Source organism: Ectothiorhodospira haloalkaliphila ATCC 51935 (genome assembly GCF_000633935.1).
Classification (GTDB): domain Bacteria; phylum Pseudomonadota; class Gammaproteobacteria; order Ectothiorhodospirales; family Ectothiorhodospiraceae; genus Ectothiorhodospira; species Ectothiorhodospira haloalkaliphila.
In genome coordinates, this window is sequence record NZ_KK214998.1 from 1,660,288 (window position 1) to 1,680,643 (window position 20,356).

Consider the following 20,356-nt stretch of genomic DNA (forward strand, 5'->3'; position numbering starts at 1 on the left):
ATCACTCCGTGTCGGTGCCGGAGTGAATCTGTCTCAGGGTTTCCAGCGCCTGCCCATAGTCAAAGTCGCGAATCTGTCTGACCAGTCGGGCACCCGGTTCTCCAAGCTGGGCGGTGAGTTGCGCGGAGCAGCTTTCCAGCACTTCATTGGCGCGGGTATCGTTTTCCCTCAGATAGGTCTCCAGCTGCTCCAGGACAGAACCTGGAACCCGTGACAATGAGGTGGCGTTGGTCATGGAATCAGACATCATCAGTGTGCCCTGAAGGGCATCCACCAAGGCCTGAAGATGGTCGTCCAGTTGTGCCAGTAGCAGGGTGCATTGCCCCGATTCATCCCCCCCGCGAGCGCCTTTCTCCAGCAACGCGGCCAGGGGCTGGATCCGGGTCGCCCCGAGGGTGCCGGCCACACCCTTGAGACCATGGGCCTGGCGGGCAAGCAGTGGCAGGTCCCCTGATTCCAGTGACTGCCACATGTCCAGGGCATCGCCGCCGTGCAGCTCGATGAACTGCCTGAGCAGTCTTTGATAGCGCTGACCATCCCCGCGCATCATGCGTAGCCCCACCTCGGTGTCCAGCCCCTCCACTTCGGCCAGACGAGCCAGCACCATGGCATGATCATCCGTGGCTTCAGTGTGAGCCGAGGCAGGGCGTGGCGCCGATGGGGTTGCGTGGACCGCGCACTCCGGCAGCCACTTGAGCAGGGTGGTGTAGAACAGCCTTGGCTCCACCGGCTTGACGATATGATCGTTCATGCCCGCGGCCAGGCAGCGGGTGCGATCCTCCTGGAAGGCGTTGGCGGTCATGGACAGGATGGGGATATCCTGTCCATGGGGTAGTGCCCGTATGGCCCGGGTCGCCTGCAGGCCGTCCATGATCGGCATCTGCACGTCCATGATCACCAGATCGAAGACCTCCCCCCGGAACCGCTCCAGTGCCTCCGCCCCGTGCCGGGCCACCCGGGTCTCCATGTCCACAGCGTCCAGCAGTCGGCAGGTGACCTCCTGATTGATGAAGTTGTCTTCCGCCAGCAGCACGCGGCCGCCGCCCCTGGCCTTGAGCAGGCTTTCCAGCATGGCGGTGTCCATGTCACGGGTCGATGACGGACCGGGGTCACTGCAGAGCAGGGTGGCCAGTGCATCCTGCAGGGATGAACGGGTCACGGGCTTGGGCAGCACCAGGTTGATGCCCGCCGAAGCGGTTTGCTCGTGGGTGAGATCGTTGCCGTAGGCGGTGACCATGACGAAGTCCGGGCGATGCTTCAGATCCAGGGCCTGGATCTTCTGGGCCGTGGTCAGGCCATCCATGACGGGCATGCGCCAGTCCACGATCACCAGGTCATAGGCCCTGTCCTGGCCATCGGCCATGCGGATGGCCTCCACCCCGGCCTCTCCGGAATCGAGACTGTCCACCTGCATGCCCAGATCCTCCAGCATGTGGGAGAGTATCTCGCGCGCCTCGGTCAGATCGTCGATGATCAGCACGCGCAATCCCCGGAGGGGATGAAAATCCTGGACAGGTTCTGGTGTCGTGTCCTCTGCGTAGGTGAAGGGCAGGGTCACGGTGAAACGGCTGCCCTTCCCGGGGGTGCTTTTCACCTCGATACGTCCCCCCATCAGTTCGGCCAGATGCTGGCAGATGGCAAGCCCCAGCCCCGTGCCGCCGAAGCGACGGGTAGTGGAGCTATCCGCCTGTTCAAAGGCCCGAAACAGGCCTGCCAACTGATCCGGGGCAATGCCGATGCCGGTGTCGCGCACCTCGAAGGACAGCATGATCTGATCGTCCTGGCGCGCCTGGCAGCGTGCCACCAGGGCGACACAGCCCTGTTCCGTGAATTTGACGGCATTGCTGAGCAGGTTCAGCAGGATCTGCGACAGGCGGTGACTGTCGCCCCGCAGCATGATCGGCAGGTCATCCAGGTCCACCACCAGATCCAGGCCCTTGCGGTCCACCTGCTCGGACACGATGTCGCAGATGTTGTCCACCGTGCGGGCCAGTTCAAAGTCGGCGCATTCCAGCCGGATCTTGCCCGCCTCGATCTTGGACAGGTCGAGGATGTCGTTGATCAGTTGCAGCAGATGCTGGGCCGACTGGGTCAGCTTGCCCAGGTGTGACATTTGGGCGGCGTCCAGGGAGGTATGCCGCATCAGGTGCGCATAGCCCAGGATGGCATTCATGGGCGTGCGGATCTCGTGGCTCATGTTGGAGAGGAAGGCGCTCTTGGCCCGGTTGGCCTGCTCGGCCGAGGCCTTGGCGGCCTCCAGTTGCGCCGTGCGCTCGGCCACCTGGTCTTCCAGATGGGAGCGGTAATTTTCCAGTTTCTTCTCCGCCCGCACCCGGTCGGTAATATCCTGAATCGTGCCCATGGCCAGCCCCGGCGCATCCGGCTGCCGCGGCTGTTCCACTTCCCCCCGGACCTCCACCCAGCGCACGCGTCCGCCCACCCGGATTCGGTGGATGATGTGGAGGGCGCCGGTCTGCAAGGCCTGATTCCAGGCCTGGGTGACCTGCTGGCGATCCTCGGGATGCAAACGGGACAGAAAAATCTCATGGCTCACCCGACTGCCGGGGGGCACGCCAAAGATACGGCAGGTTTCGTCGGACCAGTGGATGGTCTCGCCCGGTACCTCCATGTACCAGTGCCCCGTATGAGACACCGCCTGGGCGCGGTTCAGAAAGGCCTCGCTGCGACGCAGTGCCTCGGTGATGCTGCGGCGGTTCTCGTTGAGCATCACCATGGCGATCTGGTCCGCAACCAGCCCACCGAAGGTGATGTCCTCGTGCGTCCATTCAGACACATGGTGGCGCTCGAAGCACACCACCCCCTGAGGCACACCGCCGGGGTTGATGCTGCAGTCCAGCATGGCAAAGATGCCCTCCGGCAGCAGATAGCGCTCGCTCAGGCCCCGGGTGCGTGGGTCCTGGCGCCCGTCGGCGGTGGCCAGATAGCGCTCTTCGCGCAGGATGCCCAGTTCCCGGGCAAAGTCCGTGGCCTCCAGGGCCGCCGCCCGGCGATGACGCCCATGAGCACGCTCATACAGATCCAGGCAGCGCAGGGTATTGTCGGCCTCGTAACGCCAGACGGACACGCGATCGATACCCAGGCGGTCCCCCGCCTGCTGCGTGACCTGCTTCACGAATGCCTCCAGTTCACCCTCCATGAAGGCCCGGGATGCCGTCAGCTGGGTGATGATGTCGGTCTGTTCCTTGAGCAGCCATGTCAGCCTTTCCTGGTGGCGCTCCCGCTCCCGTTGCTGCGTCATGTCTCGCCAGACACTGCAGATCATGGGGCGGCCCTCATGGTGCACGCGGCGCAGGGTGATGTCGGCCTCCTGGACATTGCCGTCCCGGCGCCGGTGGCGAACGTTCATGGACATGGGTTCACCTTCCAGCACCCGCTGCGCGTTGTCGTCCACGTCGGGCGCCTTCAGGTCCATCTGCAGGTCCGTCACCCGCATGCCCAGAAACTCTTCTCGACTGTAACCCAGGCCTTGGTGGGCCGCTTCGTTGCAAGCGACGATGCGCCAGGAGGCGGGGTCCGCCAGGGCGATGGCATCGGTGGTCTGGCTGAACATGGTTTCCAGCAGGCCCTCGCGCTCCTTCAGGGTGTCCAGTGCCTGCTTGTGGTGGGCAAAGGTCACCAGGCGCTCCAGGATGGCCTGCGCCAGTGCCTTCTCCTCGGGCAGGGGCTCGTGGCTGACCAGCTCTTTGGCCGGCGTTGCATCCGACACCCACAGGGTCATGCCGGGGCCGGAGTGGCTGGCGTGTTCGAACCGAAGCATCCCCGGGCGTGACATGAATCCGGGAGTGAAATAGCAGGCGTCGGGCAGTTCGATGCAGGCCCTGACCGCATGGGTGTTCTGCCAGCCGCTCGGGAGGATATCCAGTACCCGTTCCACGGCCTGTTCCAGGGGCTGCTCGTAATCGCTTAACGTGGCCATGACGCGGTACAGGCAACTCTGCTCCTTGACGCGCTCGGCCAGTTCCTGGCGTTCGTGGTGCAGCGCGGCCCGGGCCTCTTGCTGCTCCGTGATGTCACGGACGATCATCAGATACTGTTGTCGCGAGGCCACCCAGCGGATGCGGGCCTCGAAGTGTTGCAGGCCCCGAGGCATCGGCAGGCTGTAGTGATGCACTACTACCTGGCCGCTGTCACGGGCCTGATCGAGCCTCTGCTTCAAATGGCCGGTCAGGTCGGGCGGCAGGATCTCCAGCAAGGGGCGGTGCAGGAACTGCTCGGGAGGCATGTAGAGCAGCGCGTCCTCGCCCGCGCGGTACTCCAGTACGCAGGCCTGCTCGTCGAGCGCGAAAAAAATGTCCGGGAAGACCTGGAACAGACATTCAAGGGTGTCGGTGTACACCCCGGACGGACGGGTATCGGTAGGGGGGCGACTCGAGGATGTCATGAGGCGCTGTCCTCCCGACCCTGGGCCATCTCCGGGTCCGCCAGGCGCGCCTGGATGCTGGCGAAACGATCCTGGATGGTTGCGAAACAGGCGGTCAGCCGAGGGTCGAAATGCTTCCCGGACTGTTCGAGGATATGCTGGCTCGCCGCTTCCCGGCTCCAGGGGGCCTTGTAGGGGCGCTGCATGGTCAGGGCATCGTACACGTCGGCAATGGCCATCATCCGGGCGGGCAGGGGGATGGCCTCACCCGCAAGGCCCTGGGGATAACCGGAACCATCCCAGCGCTCGTGGTGATGGGCGGCGATGCTGGAGGCCACTTCCAGCATCGCCAGGGCACTGATGGGCGTGGGTTCCAGAGGGGCGACATCCTGATCCAGGGCCTTGTCGATGGCGCGCCGAATGGTCCGCTCGCCAATACGGGTATGGTCCTTCATGGTGGACCATTCCGCGGGCGTGAGCTTGCCCGGCTTGAGCAGGATGCTGTCGGGGATACCGATCTTGCCAATGTCGTGCAACGGCGCGGCACGCACGATGTGGTTGAGATACTGGGGGGTCAGTTCGCTCTTGAACTCGGGATGCGCCTGCAGGGCCTGACCCAAGGCCTCCACGTAGGCCTGCACCCGCAGGATATGGTTGCCGGTGTCGTCATCGCGGGTCTCGGCCAGTTGCAGCAGCATGCTCATGCTGATGTCCTGGGTGATGAGGTTCTCCCGAGTGCGCCGCTCCACCTCGCCCTCGAGCCAGGCGTTCTGGTCACGCAACTGATCCCTGGCCTGCTTCAGTTCCAGGTGTGTGCCGATGCGGGCCAGCATGATGCCCGGGTTGACGGGTTTGGTGATGTAGTCCACGGCCCCCAGCCGCAGGCCCGTTTCCTCGTCGTCGGCTTCATTCAGGGCGGTGACGAAGATGGTGGGAATGTCCCAGAGCGACGGTTGTCGGCGCAGTTCGGAGAGCACCATGTGGCCATCCATGTCGGGCATCATCACGTCCAGCAGGATGAGATCCGGGTAGGGTGGCCTGCCCAGCAGGCCCAGTGCCTGCTGGCCGGACTTGCAGGCACGCACATGGTAGTGGGGCTGCAGGAGTTGGCTGAATACGGCGAGGTTGGCCGGTTCATCGTCGACGACCAGAATCGTGTGTTTTGCCACGTTGATTCTCGTTGTTTGGGCCACCATCCCTTCAGATGGTGCCTTAACTTGCGCCCAGACACCAACGCCGACGGATGCCGCGCAGGGTGACGAACACCAGGGGCCAGAGCAGCACGCTGCTGGCCAGGGGGGCCCAGTACAACCACGTGCCCGGGGCCATGCCGGTGATGCCATACACCCAGAGCACCAGCATGAGATGCACGGCCAGCAGGGCGCCCACGGTGACCGCCTGCTGCCAGACGGGGAAGAAGCGCACCCGCTGATGCAGGCGCAGACTGATCCAGGCGATCACGGCCAGCCCCAGGGCGTGTTGCCCCAGCAGGGCGCCCTGAGTCACGTCCAGCAGCAGGCCCAGGAACCAGGCCGTGCCCACGCCCACCTGCCGGGGCAGGGCGAGGGTCCAGTAGAGCACGGTCATGGCCAGCCATTCCGGCCGCCAGGGGGCCAGTTCCTCGGGCAGCGGCATCACCGTGAGGACCAGCGCCCCCACGAAAGTCATCGGGATCACCAGCAGGCGTGCGCGCCACTCACCCATGGATCACCTCGTCCACGTCCGGGTCGTCGGCGTCATCCGCGGGGGGCGGTTCGGTGGGCTCGGGGGGCGCAAGATCCGAAGGGGTGTCCGGGTCCTGGTCGGGTTGCGCGGGCCATAGCAGCAGAACCTCACGGGAGCGATCCAGGCGTGCCAGCGGCCGGGCTTCCACCCGGGCGAAGGATTCGCCGGGGGGGCGTTCCACCCGGGTGACCTGGGCCACCGGATAATCGGCCGGGAAACGTCCCCCCAGCCCCGAGGTGCTGATGATGTCACCGCGGCGGATGTCCTCGCTGGGGGGAATGAAACGCAGGTCCAGGCGCTCCGGGTTGCCAGTGCCCACGGCCAGCGTGCGCAACCCTGTGCGGTTCACCTGTACGGGGAGGGCGTGGCTCGGGTCGGAGATCAGCAGGGCCACGCTATTGAAGGCGTGAACCTCCAGTATCTGGCCCACCACCCCGGCGGCATTGATCAGGGGTTGCCCGGGATAGACCTGATGGCGGCTGCCCTTGTCCAGCACCACCTGCTGACGGAAGGGGTCCAGGTCCACCGATAGCAGTTGTGCGATGACCACCTGCTCCTGCAGGCGCTCGGCGGTGTCCAGCAACTCCCGTAGACGGGCGTTTTCCGCCTCCAGGGCCTCGAAGCGCAGCATGCGTGAACGCAGCAGCAGGTTTTCCTCCTGCAAGGCGCGATTGTGTGCCACGAGGGACTGATGAGTGGAGAACTGTTCGCCTGCCCAGGCGCTCAGGCGCACGGGCAGGTCAGCGGCATACTGGATGGGATACACGGCCGAGGACAGCCAGGACCGCACGTCCTGGAGATGATGGTGTCGGTGGTCCACGGTCATCAGCACGAGGGACAGGACAACCACCAGGGCCAGCCGGAATGCCGGCGAGGGCCCCAGGATGAAGAGCGGCTGTTTGATGGTGGGCCCTCCCGTGCGGTGTGTTACTCAACGGACAGGAAGTCGGCTCCGTGTTCGTCGAGCATTTCCAGCACTTTGCCACCGCCACGAGCCACACAGGTGAGGGGATCGTCGGCCACCACCACGGGGATGCCGGTCTCTTCCATCAGCAGACGATCCAGGTCACGCAGCAGCGCTCCACCGCCGGTGAGCACGATGCCCCGCTCGGCCACGTCGGAGCCCAACTCGGGGGGCGTCTGCTCCAGTGCCGTGCGCACGGCACTGACGATGCCATGCAGCGGCTCCTGCAGGGACTCGAGGATCTCGTTGCTGTTGAGGGTGAAGGCGCGGGGTACACCCTCGGCCAGGTTGCGGCCCTTGATCTCGATCTCCAGCAGTTCCTTGCCCGGGTAGGCGGAGCCGATCTCGTGCTTGATGCGCTCGGCGGTGGCCTCGCCGATGAGGATGCCGTAGTTGCGCCGCACATAGGCGATGATGGCGTCGTCGAAGGTGTCACCACCGATACGTACTGAAGAAGAGTAGACGATGCCGTTCAGGGACATGACGGCCACCTCGGAGGTGCCGCCGCCGATGTCCAGTACCATGGAACCGCGCGCTTCGTCCACGGGGATGCCCGAGCCGACGGCTGCCGCCATGGGTTCTTCCATCAGGTACACCCGCCGCGCGCCAGCGCCCGCCGCGGATTCGCGGATGGCGCGGCGCTCCACCTGGGTGGCCCCGCAGGGCACGCACACCAGCACCCGGGGGCTGGGGCGGAACATGCGATGGTGATGCACCTTGCGGATGAAATGCTGGAGCATCTTCTCCGTGGTGGTGAAGTCGGCGATCACGCCATCCTTCATGGGGCGGATGGCCTGGATGTTCTCAGGCGTGCGGCCGATCATCTTTTTGGCCGCGGTGCCCACGGCTTCCACCGAGCGCGGGCCGCCCGGTCCCCGGTCCTGGCGAATGGCCACCACCGACGGTTCGTTGAGCACGATGCCCTTGCCACGCATGTAGATCAGCGTGTTGGCAGTGCCCAAATCAATGGAGATGTCGTTGGAGAGTAGACCGAGTAGACGGCTGAGCATGGGTTTTTGTGTGGCGTCGCCTGCGAAAGGCGCTACTCTAGCAACCGCCGCAGGCTTTGGGCAAGGCGTCAACTATGCTACTTTACGCCGCTTAACCCAAGTATTCGTGATCCCGGAGCATGTCATGTCGCTGTCACTCGATGAGGTGCGCAAGATCGCCCATCTGGCCCGGCTCAGTGTCCAGGAAGAGGATCTGCAGGGTTACGCCCGCAACCTCTCCGACATTCTGGACCTGGTGCAGCAGATGGAAGGGGTCGACACGCAGGGCGTGACGCCCATGGCCCATCCGCTGGATGCCTCCCAGCGATTGCGCGCCGACGAGCCCACCGAGACCGACCAGCGGGATCACTTCCAGGGTAACGCCCCGGCCGTGGAATCCGGCCTCTATCTGGTGCCCAAGGTGATCGAGTAGGCCCCTCCGTGGCGGTGGCCACTCCTTCTCAGCCGTCCCCGCGAGCCCTTTGACCGTCTTCAACCACGGAACGATCCATGCACGAGAAGTCCATTGCCGAACTCGCCACCGCTCTCAAGGACGGTGAGGTCTCCAGTGTCGAGCTGACAGCTCACTACCTGCGCCGCATCGAGACCCTGGACGACGCCATCAACGCCTATGTCACCGTGACCGGCGAGCAGGCCATGGAAGCGGCCAAGGCTGCCGACGAGGCCCGGGCCCAGGGGAATGCCGGCCCCCTCACCGGGGTGCCCATTGCCCACAAGGACATCTTCTGCACCGAGGGCACACGCACCTCCTGTGGCTCGAAGATGCTGGATAACTTCATCGCCCCCTATGACGCCACGGTGGTGGCACGCTTCAAGGCGGCGGGCTGCCCCATCCTGGGCAAGACCAACATGGACGAGTTCGCCATGGGGTCCTCCAACGAGACCAGCTACTACGGCCCGGTGAAGAATCCCTGGGATACCGAGCGGGTGCCCGGTGGCTCCTCCGGCGGCTCCGCCGCAGTGGTGGCCGGACGTCTGGCGCCGGGGGCCACGGGCACCGATACCGGCGGATCCATTCGCCAGCCGGCCGCGCTGAACGGTGTGACCGGCATCAAGCCCACCTACGGTCGCGTGTCCCGCTGGGGCATGATCGCCTTCGCCTCCAGCCTGGACCAGGGTGGCCCCATGGCCCGCACCGCCGAGGATTGCGCGCTGATGCTCAACGTGATGGCGGGCTTCGACCAGCGTGATTCCACCAGTATCCAGCGCCCCGATGAGGATTTCACCAAGCGCCTGAACACCCCGGTGAAAGGTCTGCGCATCGGCCTGCCCAAGCAGTTCTTCGGGGAAGGCATGGATGCGGGCGTGGCCCGCGTGGTGGATGAGGCCATCGCCCACTACAAGGGCCTGGGGGCGGAGTTCGTGGAGGTGGATCTGCCCCACTCGGATCTGTCTGTGGCTGCCTACTATGTGGTGGCCCCGGCCGAATGCTCCTCCAACCTGGCCCGCTTCGACGGCGTGCGCTATGGCTATCGCTGCGAGGACCCGAAGGATCTCCTGGACCTTTACATGCGCTCCCGCGGCGAGGGCTTCGGCCCCGAGGTGAAGCGACGCATCATGGTGGGCACCTACGCCCTCTCGGCAGGGTATTTTGATGCCTACTACCTCAAGGCGCAGAAGATCCGCCGGCTGATCGCCGAGGATTTCGCCACTGCCTTCAAGGATGTGGACGTGATCCTGGGGCCCACCGCCCCGAGCACGGCCTTCCGGCTGGGTGAGAAGACGGATGACCCGGTCACCATGTATCTGTCGGATACCTACACCATCGCCGTGAACCTGGCTGGCCTGCCGGCCATGTCGCTGCCCGCCGGTTTCAGCGATGGGCTACCCGTGGGCCTGCAACTCATCGGCAATTACTTCGAGGAAGCCCGCCTGCTCGGGGTGGCCCACCAGTACCAGTTGGGCACGGAATGGTGTCGGATGGCCCCGGGCGGCTTCGAGTAAGCCGCGGTCGCCGCAAATCATTCCCCGTCTTACGTCAAACATCAGGATCACTGTATGGAATGGGAAACGGTCATCGGGCTGGAAATTCATGCCCAGTTGTCCACCAGGTCGAAGATCTTCTCCGGGGCCTCCACGGCCTACGGGGCGGAGCCCAACACCCAGGCCTGTGCCGTGGATCTGGGCCTGCCGGGCGTGTTGCCGGTGCTCAACGAGAAGGCGGTGGCCATGGCCGTGAAGCTGGGCCTGGCCATCGATGCCGAGATCACGCCCCGTTCAGTGTTTGCCCGCAAGAACTACTTCTATCCCGACCTGCCCAAGGGCTACCAGATCTCCCAGTACGAGCTGCCGGTGGTGGGTCGGGGCCATCTGGAGATTGAGCTGGAGGATGGCGAGACCAAGACCATCGGCGTCACCCGGGCGCACCTGGAGGAGGATGCGGGCAAGAGCCTGCACGAGGACTTCCACGGCATGACCGGGATCGACCTGAACCGGGCAGGCACGCCGCTGCTGGAGATCGTCTCCGAGCCTGACATGCGCTCCCCCCGGGAGGCGGTGGCCTACATGAAGAAGATGCACTCACTGGTGCGGTATCTGGGCATTTGCGATGGCAACATGCAGGAAGGCTCCTTCCGCTGTGACGCCAACGTGTCGGTGCGCCGCCGGGGGACCGAGAAGTTTGGTACCCGCACCGAGATCAAGAACCTCAACTCCTTCCGTTTTCTGGAGAAGGCCATCGAGTTCGAGGTGGAGCGCCAGATCGATGTGCTGGAGGGGGGCGGTGCCGTGGTGCAGGAAACCCGCCTGTTCGACCCGGACAAGGGCGAGACCCGCTCCATGCGTTCCAAGGAAGAAGCCAATGATTATCGGTATTTCCCCGATCCCGACCTGTTGCCGCTGGATATCGACAGCACCTTTATCGAACAGATACGGGCAGAGTTGCCGGAATTGCCGGACGAGAAGAAGAACCGCTTCAAGACGCACTACGGTCTGTCGGCCTATGATGCGGCCACCCTCACCACCAGTCGTGAGATGGCGGATTATTTCGAGGCGGTGGTGGAGCAGGCCGATGCCGGCCAGGCCAAGATGGCCGCCAACTGGGTGATGGGCGAACTCTCCGGTGCCCTGAACCGGGAGGGCCGCGAGATCGGCGACAGTCCCGTGTCAGCTCAGGCGCTGGGCGGCCTGCTGGCGCGCATCCAGGACAACACCATCTCTGGCAAGATCGCCAAGGAAGTCTTCGAGGCCATGTGGGCCGGCGAGGGCGACGCCGACACGGTGATCGAGGCCAAGGGCCTCAAGCAGATCACGGACACGGGTGCCATCGAGCAGGTGATCGACCAGGTGATCGCCGACAATCCCAAGCAACTGGAACAGTATCGCAGTGGCAAGGACAAGCTCTTTGGCTTCTTCGTGGGCCAGGTGATGAAGCAGACGGGGGGCAAGGCCAACCCGGCGCAGGTGAATGAGTTGCTGAAGAAGAAGCTCTGAAGGGGGTAGCCCCACTGCCGCCGCTTCTCCCCTCATCCCCGGCCCTTCTCCCCCGAGGGGAGAAGGGGGTCTTGGACCTTTGATCCACATATCGGGCACCCCGGGTCCTTCGGCACCCGGATGCTGCGCCACTCCATGCCCATGGCATCCAGTAGCAGCAAACGCCCCCTCAGCGTCGGCAACCCCACCAGCCACTTGAGGGCCTCGGTGGCCTGCAGGGTGCCCATCACCCCGGGCAGGCTGGCCAGAACACCCGTCTCCGAACAGGTCTCTCCCGTCTCCTCGCCCTCACCGTACAGACACTGATAGCAGGGGCTGTCGGGATTGCCCGGCTCAAACACCGTGATCTGCCCCTCCATGCGGATCACCGCAGCGGAAACCAGCGGTGTGCCCGTGGCCACACTGGCCCGGTTGACGGTGAAACGCGTGGCGAAGTTATCCGTGCAGTCCATGACCAGGTCGGCCTCGCGCACGGCATCCTCCAGCGCCGCCCCCTCCAGGGCCTGGTCGATGCAGTGGATACGCACCGTGGGATTGATGCCCTCCAGGGTCTGACGGGCCGAGTGCACCTTGGGCTGGCCGATACGGTCGCTGGTGTGGATGATCTGGCGCTGCAGGTTGGACAGGTCCACCGTGTCGAAATCCACCAGGGTGAGCTGGCCCACGCCGGCGGCCGCCAGATACATGGCCACCGGACTGCCCAGCCCACCCAGGCCGATGATCAGGACGTGAGCGGCAGCCAGGCGCTCCTGTCCCTCGATGCTCACCTGGGGCAGGAGGATCTGGCGGCTGTAGCGCAGCAGGGCCTGATCATCCATGGCGCTCAGTCCTGCTTCCGGGCATAGGCGGCCGCCTGCTGGTCGGCGTGGTAGGAGGAGCGCACCATGGGGCCGCTGGCCACCTGGCGGAAGCCCAGGTCATAGGCCACCTGGGCCAGGTGCTCGAATTCCTCGGGGGTGACGAACCGGCTTACCGGCAGATGATGCCGTGAGGGCTGCAGGTACTGCCCCAGGGTGAGCATCTCGCAATCGTGTTCCCGAAGGTCCCTGAGGGTGGCCTCCACCTCATCCATTTCCTCCCCCAGGCCCAGCATCAGGCCCGACTTGGTGGGGATGTGGGGATGGCGCGCCTTGAAGGCCCGCAACAGCTCCAGCGACCAGGCATAGTCGGCCCCGGGGCGGGCCTGGCGATACAGCCGGGGCACTGTCTCCAGGTTGTGATTGAACACATCGGGCAGACCCTTCTCCAGGGTGTCCAGGGCCAGATCCATGCGGCCACGAAAATCCGGGACCAGTACCTCGATGCGGATATTCGGGCTCAACGCGCGGGTGCGCACCGTGCACTCCACGAAGTGACCGGCGCCGCCATCGCGCAGGTCGTCCCGGTCCACCGAGGTGATCACCACATAGCGCAGGCCCATGGCCTGGACCGTGCGGGCCAGGTTTTCCGGCTCCTCCGGATCCAGCGGGTTGGGCCGGCCGTGGGCCACATCGCAGAACGGGCAGCGACGGGTGCAGATATCGCCCATGATGATGAAAGTGGCCGTGCCGTGGCCGAAGCATTCGCCCAGATTGGGGCAGGCGGCCTCCTCGCAGACCGTGTGCAGATGGCTGTCGCGCAGCACTCGCTTGAGGCGCTGCACCTCCGGGCTGCCCTGGGCGCGGGCACGGATCCACGCGGGTTTGCGTGGCGGACGCTCGGTGGGGGTGATCTTCACGGGGATGCGGGCCACCTTGTCGGCGGCGCGCAGCTTCTCGCCCCGAACGGGGCGCTTGGTGGTGTCGTTCATGGGGGAATCCTGTGCCGTGCCCGGGCCTTGGTGTGTTTGTGGCCGGGCTTTGATGCCTCATTCTAACAGCCCATGCGCAAGGCGCGGGCATGCCCCCGGGTGGCGTGGGGGGATTCAGGCCGGGGACGGGCTCTTGAGCATGTCCATCACCTGACGGATCTCCTGCTCTGCCTCTTCAAACAGATCCAGCTTCATTTCATCGTTGGGGGGCTCCAGGCCCAGCTTCCGGTAGGCAGGCACCTGGTCATAGCGCGGAGCCTCGGCCATGGGCCATCCCTTGCGTGGATGCGTGAGCGCATAGAGATGTGCCACCAGCACCACATCGCAATAGTCTGGTGGGGCGCTGCCATTGCGTTCGAATTGATTGACCTCTCTCACCACGGTGCTCACATCCGGGCCCAGGCCCCAATCGTTGATCACCAGTTCCCCCACCAATGGGTGCAGGCGTTTGAGGATCGCGTCGATCTCGTGATCCTCCATTGTGGGGTGATTCTGGCCCAGGTAGTCCAGCAACGGCACCATGCCCACCTGGTGCAGCAGGCCGGCCAGCAGGGCATGCTCCGGGTCAAAGCGGGTGCCGTGGCGTGCCAGCACGAAGCTCAGGGCCGACACCCTCACGCTGCGATCCCACAGTTCCAGCATGCGTCGCTGAAACCCCCGTACCGAGGTCTTGAAGACCTGTTTCATGGCGATACTGATGACCAGTTGACGGGTTGCAGCATGCCCCAGGCGGGTGATGGCGTCGCGGACATTGTGCACTGGTGCCGCGCCCCCATAGAGTGCGCTATTGGCCGCCTTGACGAGCCCACCGGTGACCGCCATGTCCATCTGCACGATGCGGGACAGGCGGGTGGAATCCATCCTGGGGTCGTTGATGGCGGACTGGATCCTGGTGGCCACTTCCGGTAGCGCCGGCAGGGTCAGCTGGCCTGTGATGATGCGCTGATAGAGGCTGGAGAAGATCTCGCTTTCCACGTCGCTGAGGGTGGTTTCCTCAATCTCGTAACCGGCCTCACTCTGCTGCTGGCTCAGGGTATCGAACAGGTTGCGATCCACCCGCAGTACCTGGCATTGCGACAGGGCGACGGCATATTCCTGGAGGCGGCTGGCCCCGAAGATGGGTTGCTGGGCCCGCCGACTGAACGCTTCCACGACCAGTGGTTGTCCGTCGGAGAAGAGGCTCATCTTGCCGTCCAGCAGGTAGAGCATCCAGCGGGCCTGGTCCCCGGCCTGTATCCTCGAGCCGGTCTTCAAGGGCAGTTTCTGGGTCTTCCTGGCCAGTTGTTCCAGGGCGGCCGGCCCCAATTCGTTCAGATAGGCCAGTTTCTCGAGTGTGGCGGTATCGACTGCATCAACCATGGAGCACCTGCCGGATCATCTGCAATTCTCCCTCGGCCTCCTTGAGCACCTCCAGGTTCAGGTTCTCGTCCAGGGGGCCGAGTTCCAGTTTGGCGAAGGCGGGCACTTCATCGGTGCGCGGCAGGGCCTGGCCCTTGGGGGTATCACGCAGCGCGAATAGCTGAGAGACGATCACCAGGTCGCAATAGTCGGCCTTGGGCCCTTCATTCCGCATCCACTGATCGGCCTGTTCCACCACGGCGATGAGTTCGTCATCCATGCCCCAGTAATTCATCACCAGCACGCCCGCCAGGGCATTGAGCTTGTTGACGGCCTCTTCCATGGCTTCGGGGCCCAGTTCCAGACGGTTCTTGCCGATGAAGTTCAGGATGGGGACGGCACCAATGCGATGCATCAGTCCGGCCAGCAGGGCCCGATCCGGATCGAAGCCCCGCAAGTGCCTGGCCAGCACATAGGCGATGGCCGAGACGTTCACACTGTGTTCCCACACCTGGTGAATGCGTTCCCGAACCAGGCTGGAGTCGCTCTGGAAGGTCTGGCGCATGGCCAGGTTGAAGGCCAGGGTCTTGGTGGTATTGAAGCCCAGTCGGACCACGGCGTCCCGGATGTTGCTGATCTGCTTGGCCGTGCGATACAGGGGGCTGTTGGTGGCGTGGAGCAGGGCGCCTGCCACGGCCGGATCCATCTGCACCACCTGAGTGATCTCGTTCACGCCCACATTGGGGTCGTCGGCCATCTTCTGGATGCGCATGGCCACTTCAGGCATGGGGGGTAATTCCAGCTTCTTCTGCGCGGTGGCCAGATAGAGCTGTTGCACGATGGCCCCTTCCTCCGCCGTCGCCTCGGTATCCACCACCTCGAAGCCAGAGGTGCGCTCCTGGTTGAGCAGGTCGGAAAATGCCTGCTTGTTCACCTTGAGCAGGGTGGAGGGCGCCTCGGCCAAGGCAAACTCCCCCTGCACGCGGTCGCTGAAGAGGGGCAGGCGCGCGCGATCCGAGCCCCCTTTCACCCGGGTGGGGTTGCCCCGGCAGACCAGGGATATCAGGCCATCCAGCAGGTAGATGGCGTTCTCCCGCTCATCGCTGGCATGCAGCTTGCGGCCTGCCGGGAGTCTGGTGGTCTCCACCTGTCCCAGCAGGCGCTTGAGCCCCGGTTCGGACAACTCCTTGATGGGCGTCAGTGCGCTCAGGTCCTTGACGTCAACGGCGGCGGGCATGGTGGGAGATCCTGATCTTCTTCATGGGCATGGGTCTGTCATGCGGGGCGCCCCAAGAGGCGGGCGGGGCATTCAGCCAGCCGCCGCCAGGGCCTGATCCAGATCCTCAAGGATATCATCCACGTGCTCCAGTCCAATGGACAGACGCACCATGTCCTCGGCCACGCCGGCCCGTTCCAGTTCTTCCGGGGACAACTGCCGGTGGGTGGTGGTGGCCGGGTGGCAGGCCAGGGTCTTGGCGTCGCCGATGTTCACCAGGCGCACGGCCAGTTGCAGGGCGTCGATGAACCGGGCACCGGCCTCGCGGCCGCCGTTGATGCCGAAAGAGAGGATGCTGGCGGCGCGACCGTTCATGTATTTCTGCGCCAGGTGGTGATCCGGGTGATCCTCCAGGCCGGCGAAGCGCACCCAGTTCACCTTGGGGTGTTCCTTGAGGAACTGGGCCACCTTCAGGGCGTTGTCGCAATGGCGATCCATGCGCACCGGCAGGGTCTCGATGCCCTGCATGATCAAAAAGCTGTTGAAGGGGGACAGGGCGGCGCCCATGTTGCGCAGCGGCACCACCCGGGCGCGACCGATATAGGCGGCGGCCCCCAGGGCCTCGGTGTACACCACCCCATGATAGGACGGGTCGGGCTCGCACAGCCCCGGGAACTTGTCCTTGTGCTCCTCCCAGGGGAATTCCCCCGAGTCGACGATGGCGCCAGCAATGGTGGTGCCATGGCCGCCCATGTATTTGGTCAGTGCATGCACCACGATGTCGGCCCCGAATTCGAAGGGACGGCACAGATACGGGGTGGGCACGGTGTTGTCGGCGATCAGCGGCACGCCATGCTCATGTGCCAGGTTGGCCAGGGCCTCGATGTCCGCCACGTTGCCCGCCGGGTTGCCGATGGTCTCGCAGAACACCGCCCGGGTGTTATCGTCCATCAGGGCGCGCATGCCGTCGATGTCGCCAGGGGCAGCAAAGCGCACCTCGATGCCGTAACGGGGCAGGGTGTGGGCGAACAGGTTGTAGGTGCCGCCGTAGAGGGTGCTGGTGGTGACGATGTTATGGCCCGCCTGGGCCAGGGTCATGATGGAATAGGTCACCGCCGCCATGCCCGAGGCCAGACCCAGGGCACCCACACCCTCCTCCAGTGCCGTGAGGCGCTTCTCCAGCACATCCGTGGTGGGATTCATGATGCGCGTGTAGATATTGCCCTGGACCTTCAGGTCGAACAGGTCGGCCCCATGCTGAGTGTCGTCAAAGGCGTAGGACGTGGTCTGGTAGATGGGGGTGGCCACGGCCTTGGTGGTGGGGTCGGGGCTGAAGCCGGCGTGAACGGCGAGGGTCTCGAATTTCATCGTGTGATTCCGTGAAGGCTAGGAAGGCGGCGCCGGCATGATCAGGAGGCGTTCGTGTCGGCTTCTTCCGGCGTGAAGGTACGTATGGACAAGGCGTGCAGCGCGCCACTGGTGATCTCGTTCATCACGGTGGCGTTGACCATCTGGTGGCGCTTGATGCGCGACTGGCCCGCAAAGGCCTCGCTGATCACCTGGGCCTCGAAATGGCCTTCGCTGCCGGTGACGGAGACCTGGGCATCGGGTAGACCCGTTTCAATGAGTGTCTTGACCTGATCGGGCGTCATGGGCTGTTTTCATGGTGTGAATTCGATGGGGTGATCATAGCGGATACCGGTGCCGCGCGTCATGGCGTGGCGCCCTGGTCATGGCCCGTAGGCCATGCGGAGGTGGGATGGGATGTGCCGGAGACATAAGCCTCGATGACCGGCATGTGCCGCTCCAGGGTGCGGCGCATGAGGGCAGACATCAGGTGTTTGCGGTCCACGTGTTCCACCCAGCCGAAGATGGACAGCCGCAAGTCTTCCAGGGTGTTCACGTTCACGTGGATGTCGTGGATCAGGCGCCGATACTCCAATGGCGTTGGGGCCGTGCCCAGGTCAGAAAAGATCTCCTTCAGGGCCTTGAGCATGGGGCCTGCCTGCGGGGGCAGGCCCAGGGCCGCCGGGGTGATCTCGGGGGGCTCGTCCACCTCCGGGTCCACCCAGATGCGAAAGCTCATCTGCTGCAGGGTGTGATACAGGGGCTCATCGGAGATGAGAAACACCAGCAGATTGCGGTGGTGGGCCTTGAGGGTGACATCACCGTAGTGCCAAAGCCCATGCTGGATGAACTCCGCCAGGCGCAGGTGCTCGGCAAAGGGCGCCCGGTGCAGACGATCCAGGATGAGCACAGCGGGTTCGCCCTCGCTCAGGGCGCAGGCCTCGCCCAGCACCCGGTCCACCGGGTCGATGGGCGGCTCGCCGGTGGCTTCTTCGTTCCAGTCCGGGATGATGCGCACAGGTTCGGGCGAGGGGGGCGGCATGTATTCGTGATACAGGATGTGCTCATACCCCAGGGTGTGCCCCAGGGCATGACCAAAGGCGGTGCGCCGCCGGCCCTGGGTGCCCTCGATGTTCAGGCAGCGCAGATGATCCACCCGGGCGGAGAGGAAACACTGAACCGGGTATTCATGATCCTCGTTGGCGACAAAGCCGTGCTCTGCCAGTCGCTGCCTGAAGGATTCCATCACCGAACGGCCTGTCATCCCTGGGCCAGCCGCGCCTTCAGATCCTCACGCAAGGACTCGATGGCCGGGCGGGACTGCTCCAGGATGTCCTGGTAGCGATTGAACTCCATCACCCGCACATCGCGGATCTTGGGTGTGACCAGAAAATCCGGCGGCCGGTGGCGCATCTTTTCCTGCAGGATGGAGAACTGCATGATCTGGAAGGTGTTGAAGCTATTGTCGAAGTACGAGGGCGTGTCCATCTTTCCGTCCTCGTCGGGCTGGCGCGTGCCCAGCACGTTCACGGCGATCACCAGGTCGCAATCATCCAGCAGCAGGTCGTAGGGCACCGGGTTGGTCAGGCCGCCATCCACCAGCACACGCCCGTTGTGGGCCACCGGATGGAACAGCCCCGGCATGGCCATGCTGGCCTGAATGGCTGGCCACAACGGTCCCTCTTCGAACACTGCCTGGGAGCGGTCCCAGTAATCGGTGGCCACCACCGTGAGGGGGATCTTCAACTCGTCGAAGGATTCCACCCCGGTGGCCTTGGCCAGATGCTCCACAAAGGCCTTTGAGCGCAGCAGGCCACCCTTGCCGCCGAATGGCTCGATGAATTCGATCCACCGGGTCCAGCTGCCGTTGAACAGGTCCTCGAACCAGTTGTTGTCTTCGTCGTCCAGGATGAGTGCTTCCATCACCGCCCGTACCTCCTTCGCACTCATGCTGGAGGCATACAGCGAGCCCATGATGGCGCCGATGCTGGTCCCGGCAATTCGGTGAGGCCGCAGGCCCAGTTCCTCCAGCAACTCGAAGACCAGCACATGGGCCACCCCCCGAGCACCGCCACTGCCCAGTGCCAGGCCGATGCGCGGGGCATCGCCCGCGCCATGATCACTGGCGGCCAGCGCGCCAACCGGCCCCAGCGCCGGCAGGAGGGAGCCCGCCAGCAGGGCTTTCAAGGCGCGACGTCTGACAGGATTGATTTCGTTCATCAGTTGTTGCTCGTATGTGTTGCAGTGCAGGGACATGACAACGCAGATTGCGCGTCGGTGCAATCCCATGGGTGAACATGGGTAAAGCCTGGGCAGCGCCGCGTTCATGTCCCGGATGTTGTCCGGATGTTGTAATGTTCGGAACATGACGACACTGGAACTGTTCATCATGCCGCCCGCCGGCGGGCTCATCCTGATCCTGCTGGGCCTGCTGCTCTGGCGCCGCCGGTTGGGGCGGCTGGCGATCTGGCTCGGACTGGGGGTGCTCTACGTGGCTTCACTGCCGGCCGTTTCCTACGCATTGATCCATGGGCTTGAAGCCCGGTCCGGTGCCGTGCCGCTGTCCGAAGCCGCTGCCAGTGACGCCCAGGCCATCGTCATCCTGGCCGGTGGCCGCCGCCCCAATGCTCCGGAGTATGGCGGCGAGGATACCGTGAACCGCTATTCCCTCAAGCGGGCCCGTTACGGGGCCTGGGTGTACCGTGAGACCGGATTGCCCATCCTGGTGAGCGGCGGGCGCGTGGGCGGTGATGAGCCCCTGAGTGAAGCGGAGCTGATCGTCAGCCTGCTGGAGAACGAATTCGGCGTACCCGTGCACTGGGTGGAGGATGAAAGCCGCAACACCTGCGAGAACGCCCTCTACAGCGCTCAGCGCCTGGCCGAGGAGGGTGTGACTCACGCCCTGCTGGTCACGCAGGCCCTACACATCCCCCGCGCCCGCTGGTGCTTTGAAAAAACAGACCTTCAGATCACCGCCGTGCCCACCTTCGACCGTCAACCCGACCCTGACGAGTCTTTTGACTTGCGCGGATTCATTCCCCAGGCCAACGCCATGTCCCGCACCCGGTTTGCGTTGCATGAGTATCTGGGATTGGTGTGGTACCGATACTTCAAGTATCGCTGAATTCCACAGGGTGGGCAGATTTCAATTTGC

At 64.5% G+C, this 20,356-nt stretch carries 17 protein-coding genes; 4 read left to right on the forward strand and 13 right to left on the reverse strand.

Annotation, left to right across the window (positions count from 1 at the left end; all coding sequences use genetic code 11):
- Position 1: 1 nt before the first annotated feature.
- The 5 genes from ECTHA_RS19140 to ECTHA_RS0115560 are packed head-to-tail and all read right to left on the reverse strand — an operon-like array spanning position 2 to position 8,080.
- Positions 2 to 4,402, reverse strand: coding sequence for a response regulator (locus tag ECTHA_RS19140; RefSeq protein ID WP_084307063.1), 4,401 nt, complete (start codon positions 4,400 to 4,402; stop codon positions 2 to 4).
- Positions 4,399 to 5,550: an HD-GYP domain-containing protein gene (locus tag ECTHA_RS0115545; protein ID WP_025280472.1), complete on the reverse strand. Its 1,152-nt coding sequence runs from the start codon at positions 5,548 to 5,550 to the stop codon at positions 4,399 to 4,401. Before ECTHA_RS0115545 ends, ECTHA_RS19140 begins: the two co-directional genes overlap by 4 nt.
- Before the next feature lie 43 nt (positions 5,551 to 5,593).
- Positions 5,594 to 6,085 (reverse strand): rod shape-determining protein MreD, encoded by a 492-nt coding sequence (gene mreD, locus ECTHA_RS0115550; protein ID WP_025280473.1) that lies wholly within the window; start codon positions 6,083 to 6,085, stop codon positions 5,594 to 5,596.
- Entirely contained in the window at positions 6,078 to 7,010 is a 933-nt protein-coding gene (gene mreC, locus ECTHA_RS18635) for a rod shape-determining protein MreC (RefSeq protein ID WP_128571837.1), read from the reverse strand. The genes mreD and mreC overlap by 8 nt, the downstream gene beginning before the upstream one ends.
- A gap of 23 nt (positions 7,011 to 7,033) precedes the next feature.
- A complete protein-coding gene (locus ECTHA_RS0115560) occupies positions 7,034 to 8,080 on the reverse strand; it encodes a rod shape-determining protein (protein WP_025280475.1) in 1,047 nt (348 codons plus the stop codon).
- Between the two features lie 124 nt (positions 8,081 to 8,204).
- On the opposite strand from ECTHA_RS0115560, the gene gatC reads away from it, so the two are divergent.
- From gatC to gatB, 3 genes are all read left to right on the forward strand, one after another.
- Positions 8,205 to 8,492, forward strand: coding sequence for an Asp-tRNA(Asn)/Glu-tRNA(Gln) amidotransferase subunit GatC (gene gatC / locus ECTHA_RS0115565; RefSeq protein WP_025280476.1), 288 nt, complete (start codon positions 8,205 to 8,207; stop codon positions 8,490 to 8,492).
- 77 nt (positions 8,493 to 8,569) lie between these two features.
- Positions 8,570 to 10,024: an Asp-tRNA(Asn)/Glu-tRNA(Gln) amidotransferase subunit GatA gene (gene gatA, locus ECTHA_RS0115570; RefSeq protein WP_025280477.1), complete on the forward strand. Its 1,455-nt coding sequence runs from the start codon at positions 8,570 to 8,572 to the stop codon at positions 10,022 to 10,024.
- 54 nt (positions 10,025 to 10,078) lie between these two features.
- On the forward strand, positions 10,079 to 11,512 hold the full coding sequence (gene gatB, locus ECTHA_RS0115575; RefSeq protein ID WP_025280478.1) for an Asp-tRNA(Asn)/Glu-tRNA(Gln) amidotransferase subunit GatB: 1,434 nt from the start codon (positions 10,079 to 10,081) through the stop codon (positions 11,510 to 11,512).
- 32 nt (positions 11,513 to 11,544) lie between these two features.
- Here gatB and ECTHA_RS0115580 read toward each other — a convergent pair whose 3' ends face one another.
- From ECTHA_RS0115580 to ECTHA_RS0115615, 8 genes are all read right to left on the reverse strand, one after another.
- Positions 11,545 to 12,330, reverse strand: coding sequence for a HesA/MoeB/ThiF family protein (locus ECTHA_RS0115580; RefSeq protein ID WP_025280479.1), 786 nt, complete (start codon positions 12,328 to 12,330; stop codon positions 11,545 to 11,547).
- A gap of 5 nt (positions 12,331 to 12,335) precedes the next feature.
- The gene (lipA, locus tag ECTHA_RS0115585) at positions 12,336 to 13,301 is read right to left on the reverse strand and encodes a lipoyl synthase (RefSeq protein WP_025280480.1); all 966 of its coding nucleotides are present in this window, start codon (positions 13,299 to 13,301) and stop codon (positions 12,336 to 12,338) included.
- A 114-nt stretch (positions 13,302 to 13,415) separates the two neighbouring features.
- Positions 13,416 to 14,660: an HDOD domain-containing protein gene (locus ECTHA_RS0115590; RefSeq protein ID WP_025280481.1), complete on the reverse strand. Its 1,245-nt coding sequence runs from the start codon at positions 14,658 to 14,660 to the stop codon at positions 13,416 to 13,418.
- On the reverse strand, positions 14,653 to 15,876 hold the full coding sequence (locus ECTHA_RS0115595; protein ID WP_025280482.1) for an HDOD domain-containing protein: 1,224 nt from the start codon (positions 15,874 to 15,876) through the stop codon (positions 14,653 to 14,655). The genes ECTHA_RS0115590 and ECTHA_RS0115595 overlap by 8 nt, the downstream gene beginning before the upstream one ends.
- A 72-nt stretch (positions 15,877 to 15,948) precedes the next feature.
- Positions 15,949 to 17,223: an O-acetylhomoserine aminocarboxypropyltransferase/cysteine synthase family protein gene (locus tag ECTHA_RS0115600; RefSeq protein ID WP_025280483.1), complete on the reverse strand. Its 1,275-nt coding sequence runs from the start codon at positions 17,221 to 17,223 to the stop codon at positions 15,949 to 15,951.
- Between the two features lie 41 nt (positions 17,224 to 17,264).
- Positions 17,265 to 17,507, reverse strand: coding sequence for a BolA family protein (locus ECTHA_RS0115605; protein ID WP_025280484.1), 243 nt, complete (start codon positions 17,505 to 17,507; stop codon positions 17,265 to 17,267).
- Between the two features lie 59 nt (positions 17,508 to 17,566).
- The gene (locus ECTHA_RS18640; RefSeq protein ID WP_174412000.1) at positions 17,567 to 18,466 is read right to left on the reverse strand and encodes a hypothetical protein; all 900 of its coding nucleotides are present in this window, start codon (positions 18,464 to 18,466) and stop codon (positions 17,567 to 17,569) included.
- A complete protein-coding gene (locus ECTHA_RS0115615; RefSeq protein ID WP_025280486.1) occupies positions 18,463 to 19,422 on the reverse strand; it encodes a patatin-like phospholipase family protein in 960 nt (319 codons plus the stop codon). Before ECTHA_RS0115615 ends, ECTHA_RS18640 begins: the two co-directional genes overlap by 4 nt.
- A 145-nt stretch (positions 19,423 to 19,567) precedes the next feature.
- On the opposite strand from ECTHA_RS0115615, the gene ECTHA_RS0115620 reads away from it, so the two are divergent.
- On the forward strand, positions 19,568 to 20,326 hold the full coding sequence (locus ECTHA_RS0115620; protein ID WP_026623876.1) for a YdcF family protein: 759 nt from the start codon (positions 19,568 to 19,570) through the stop codon (positions 20,324 to 20,326).
- Positions 20,327 to 20,356: the final 30 nt, after the last annotated feature.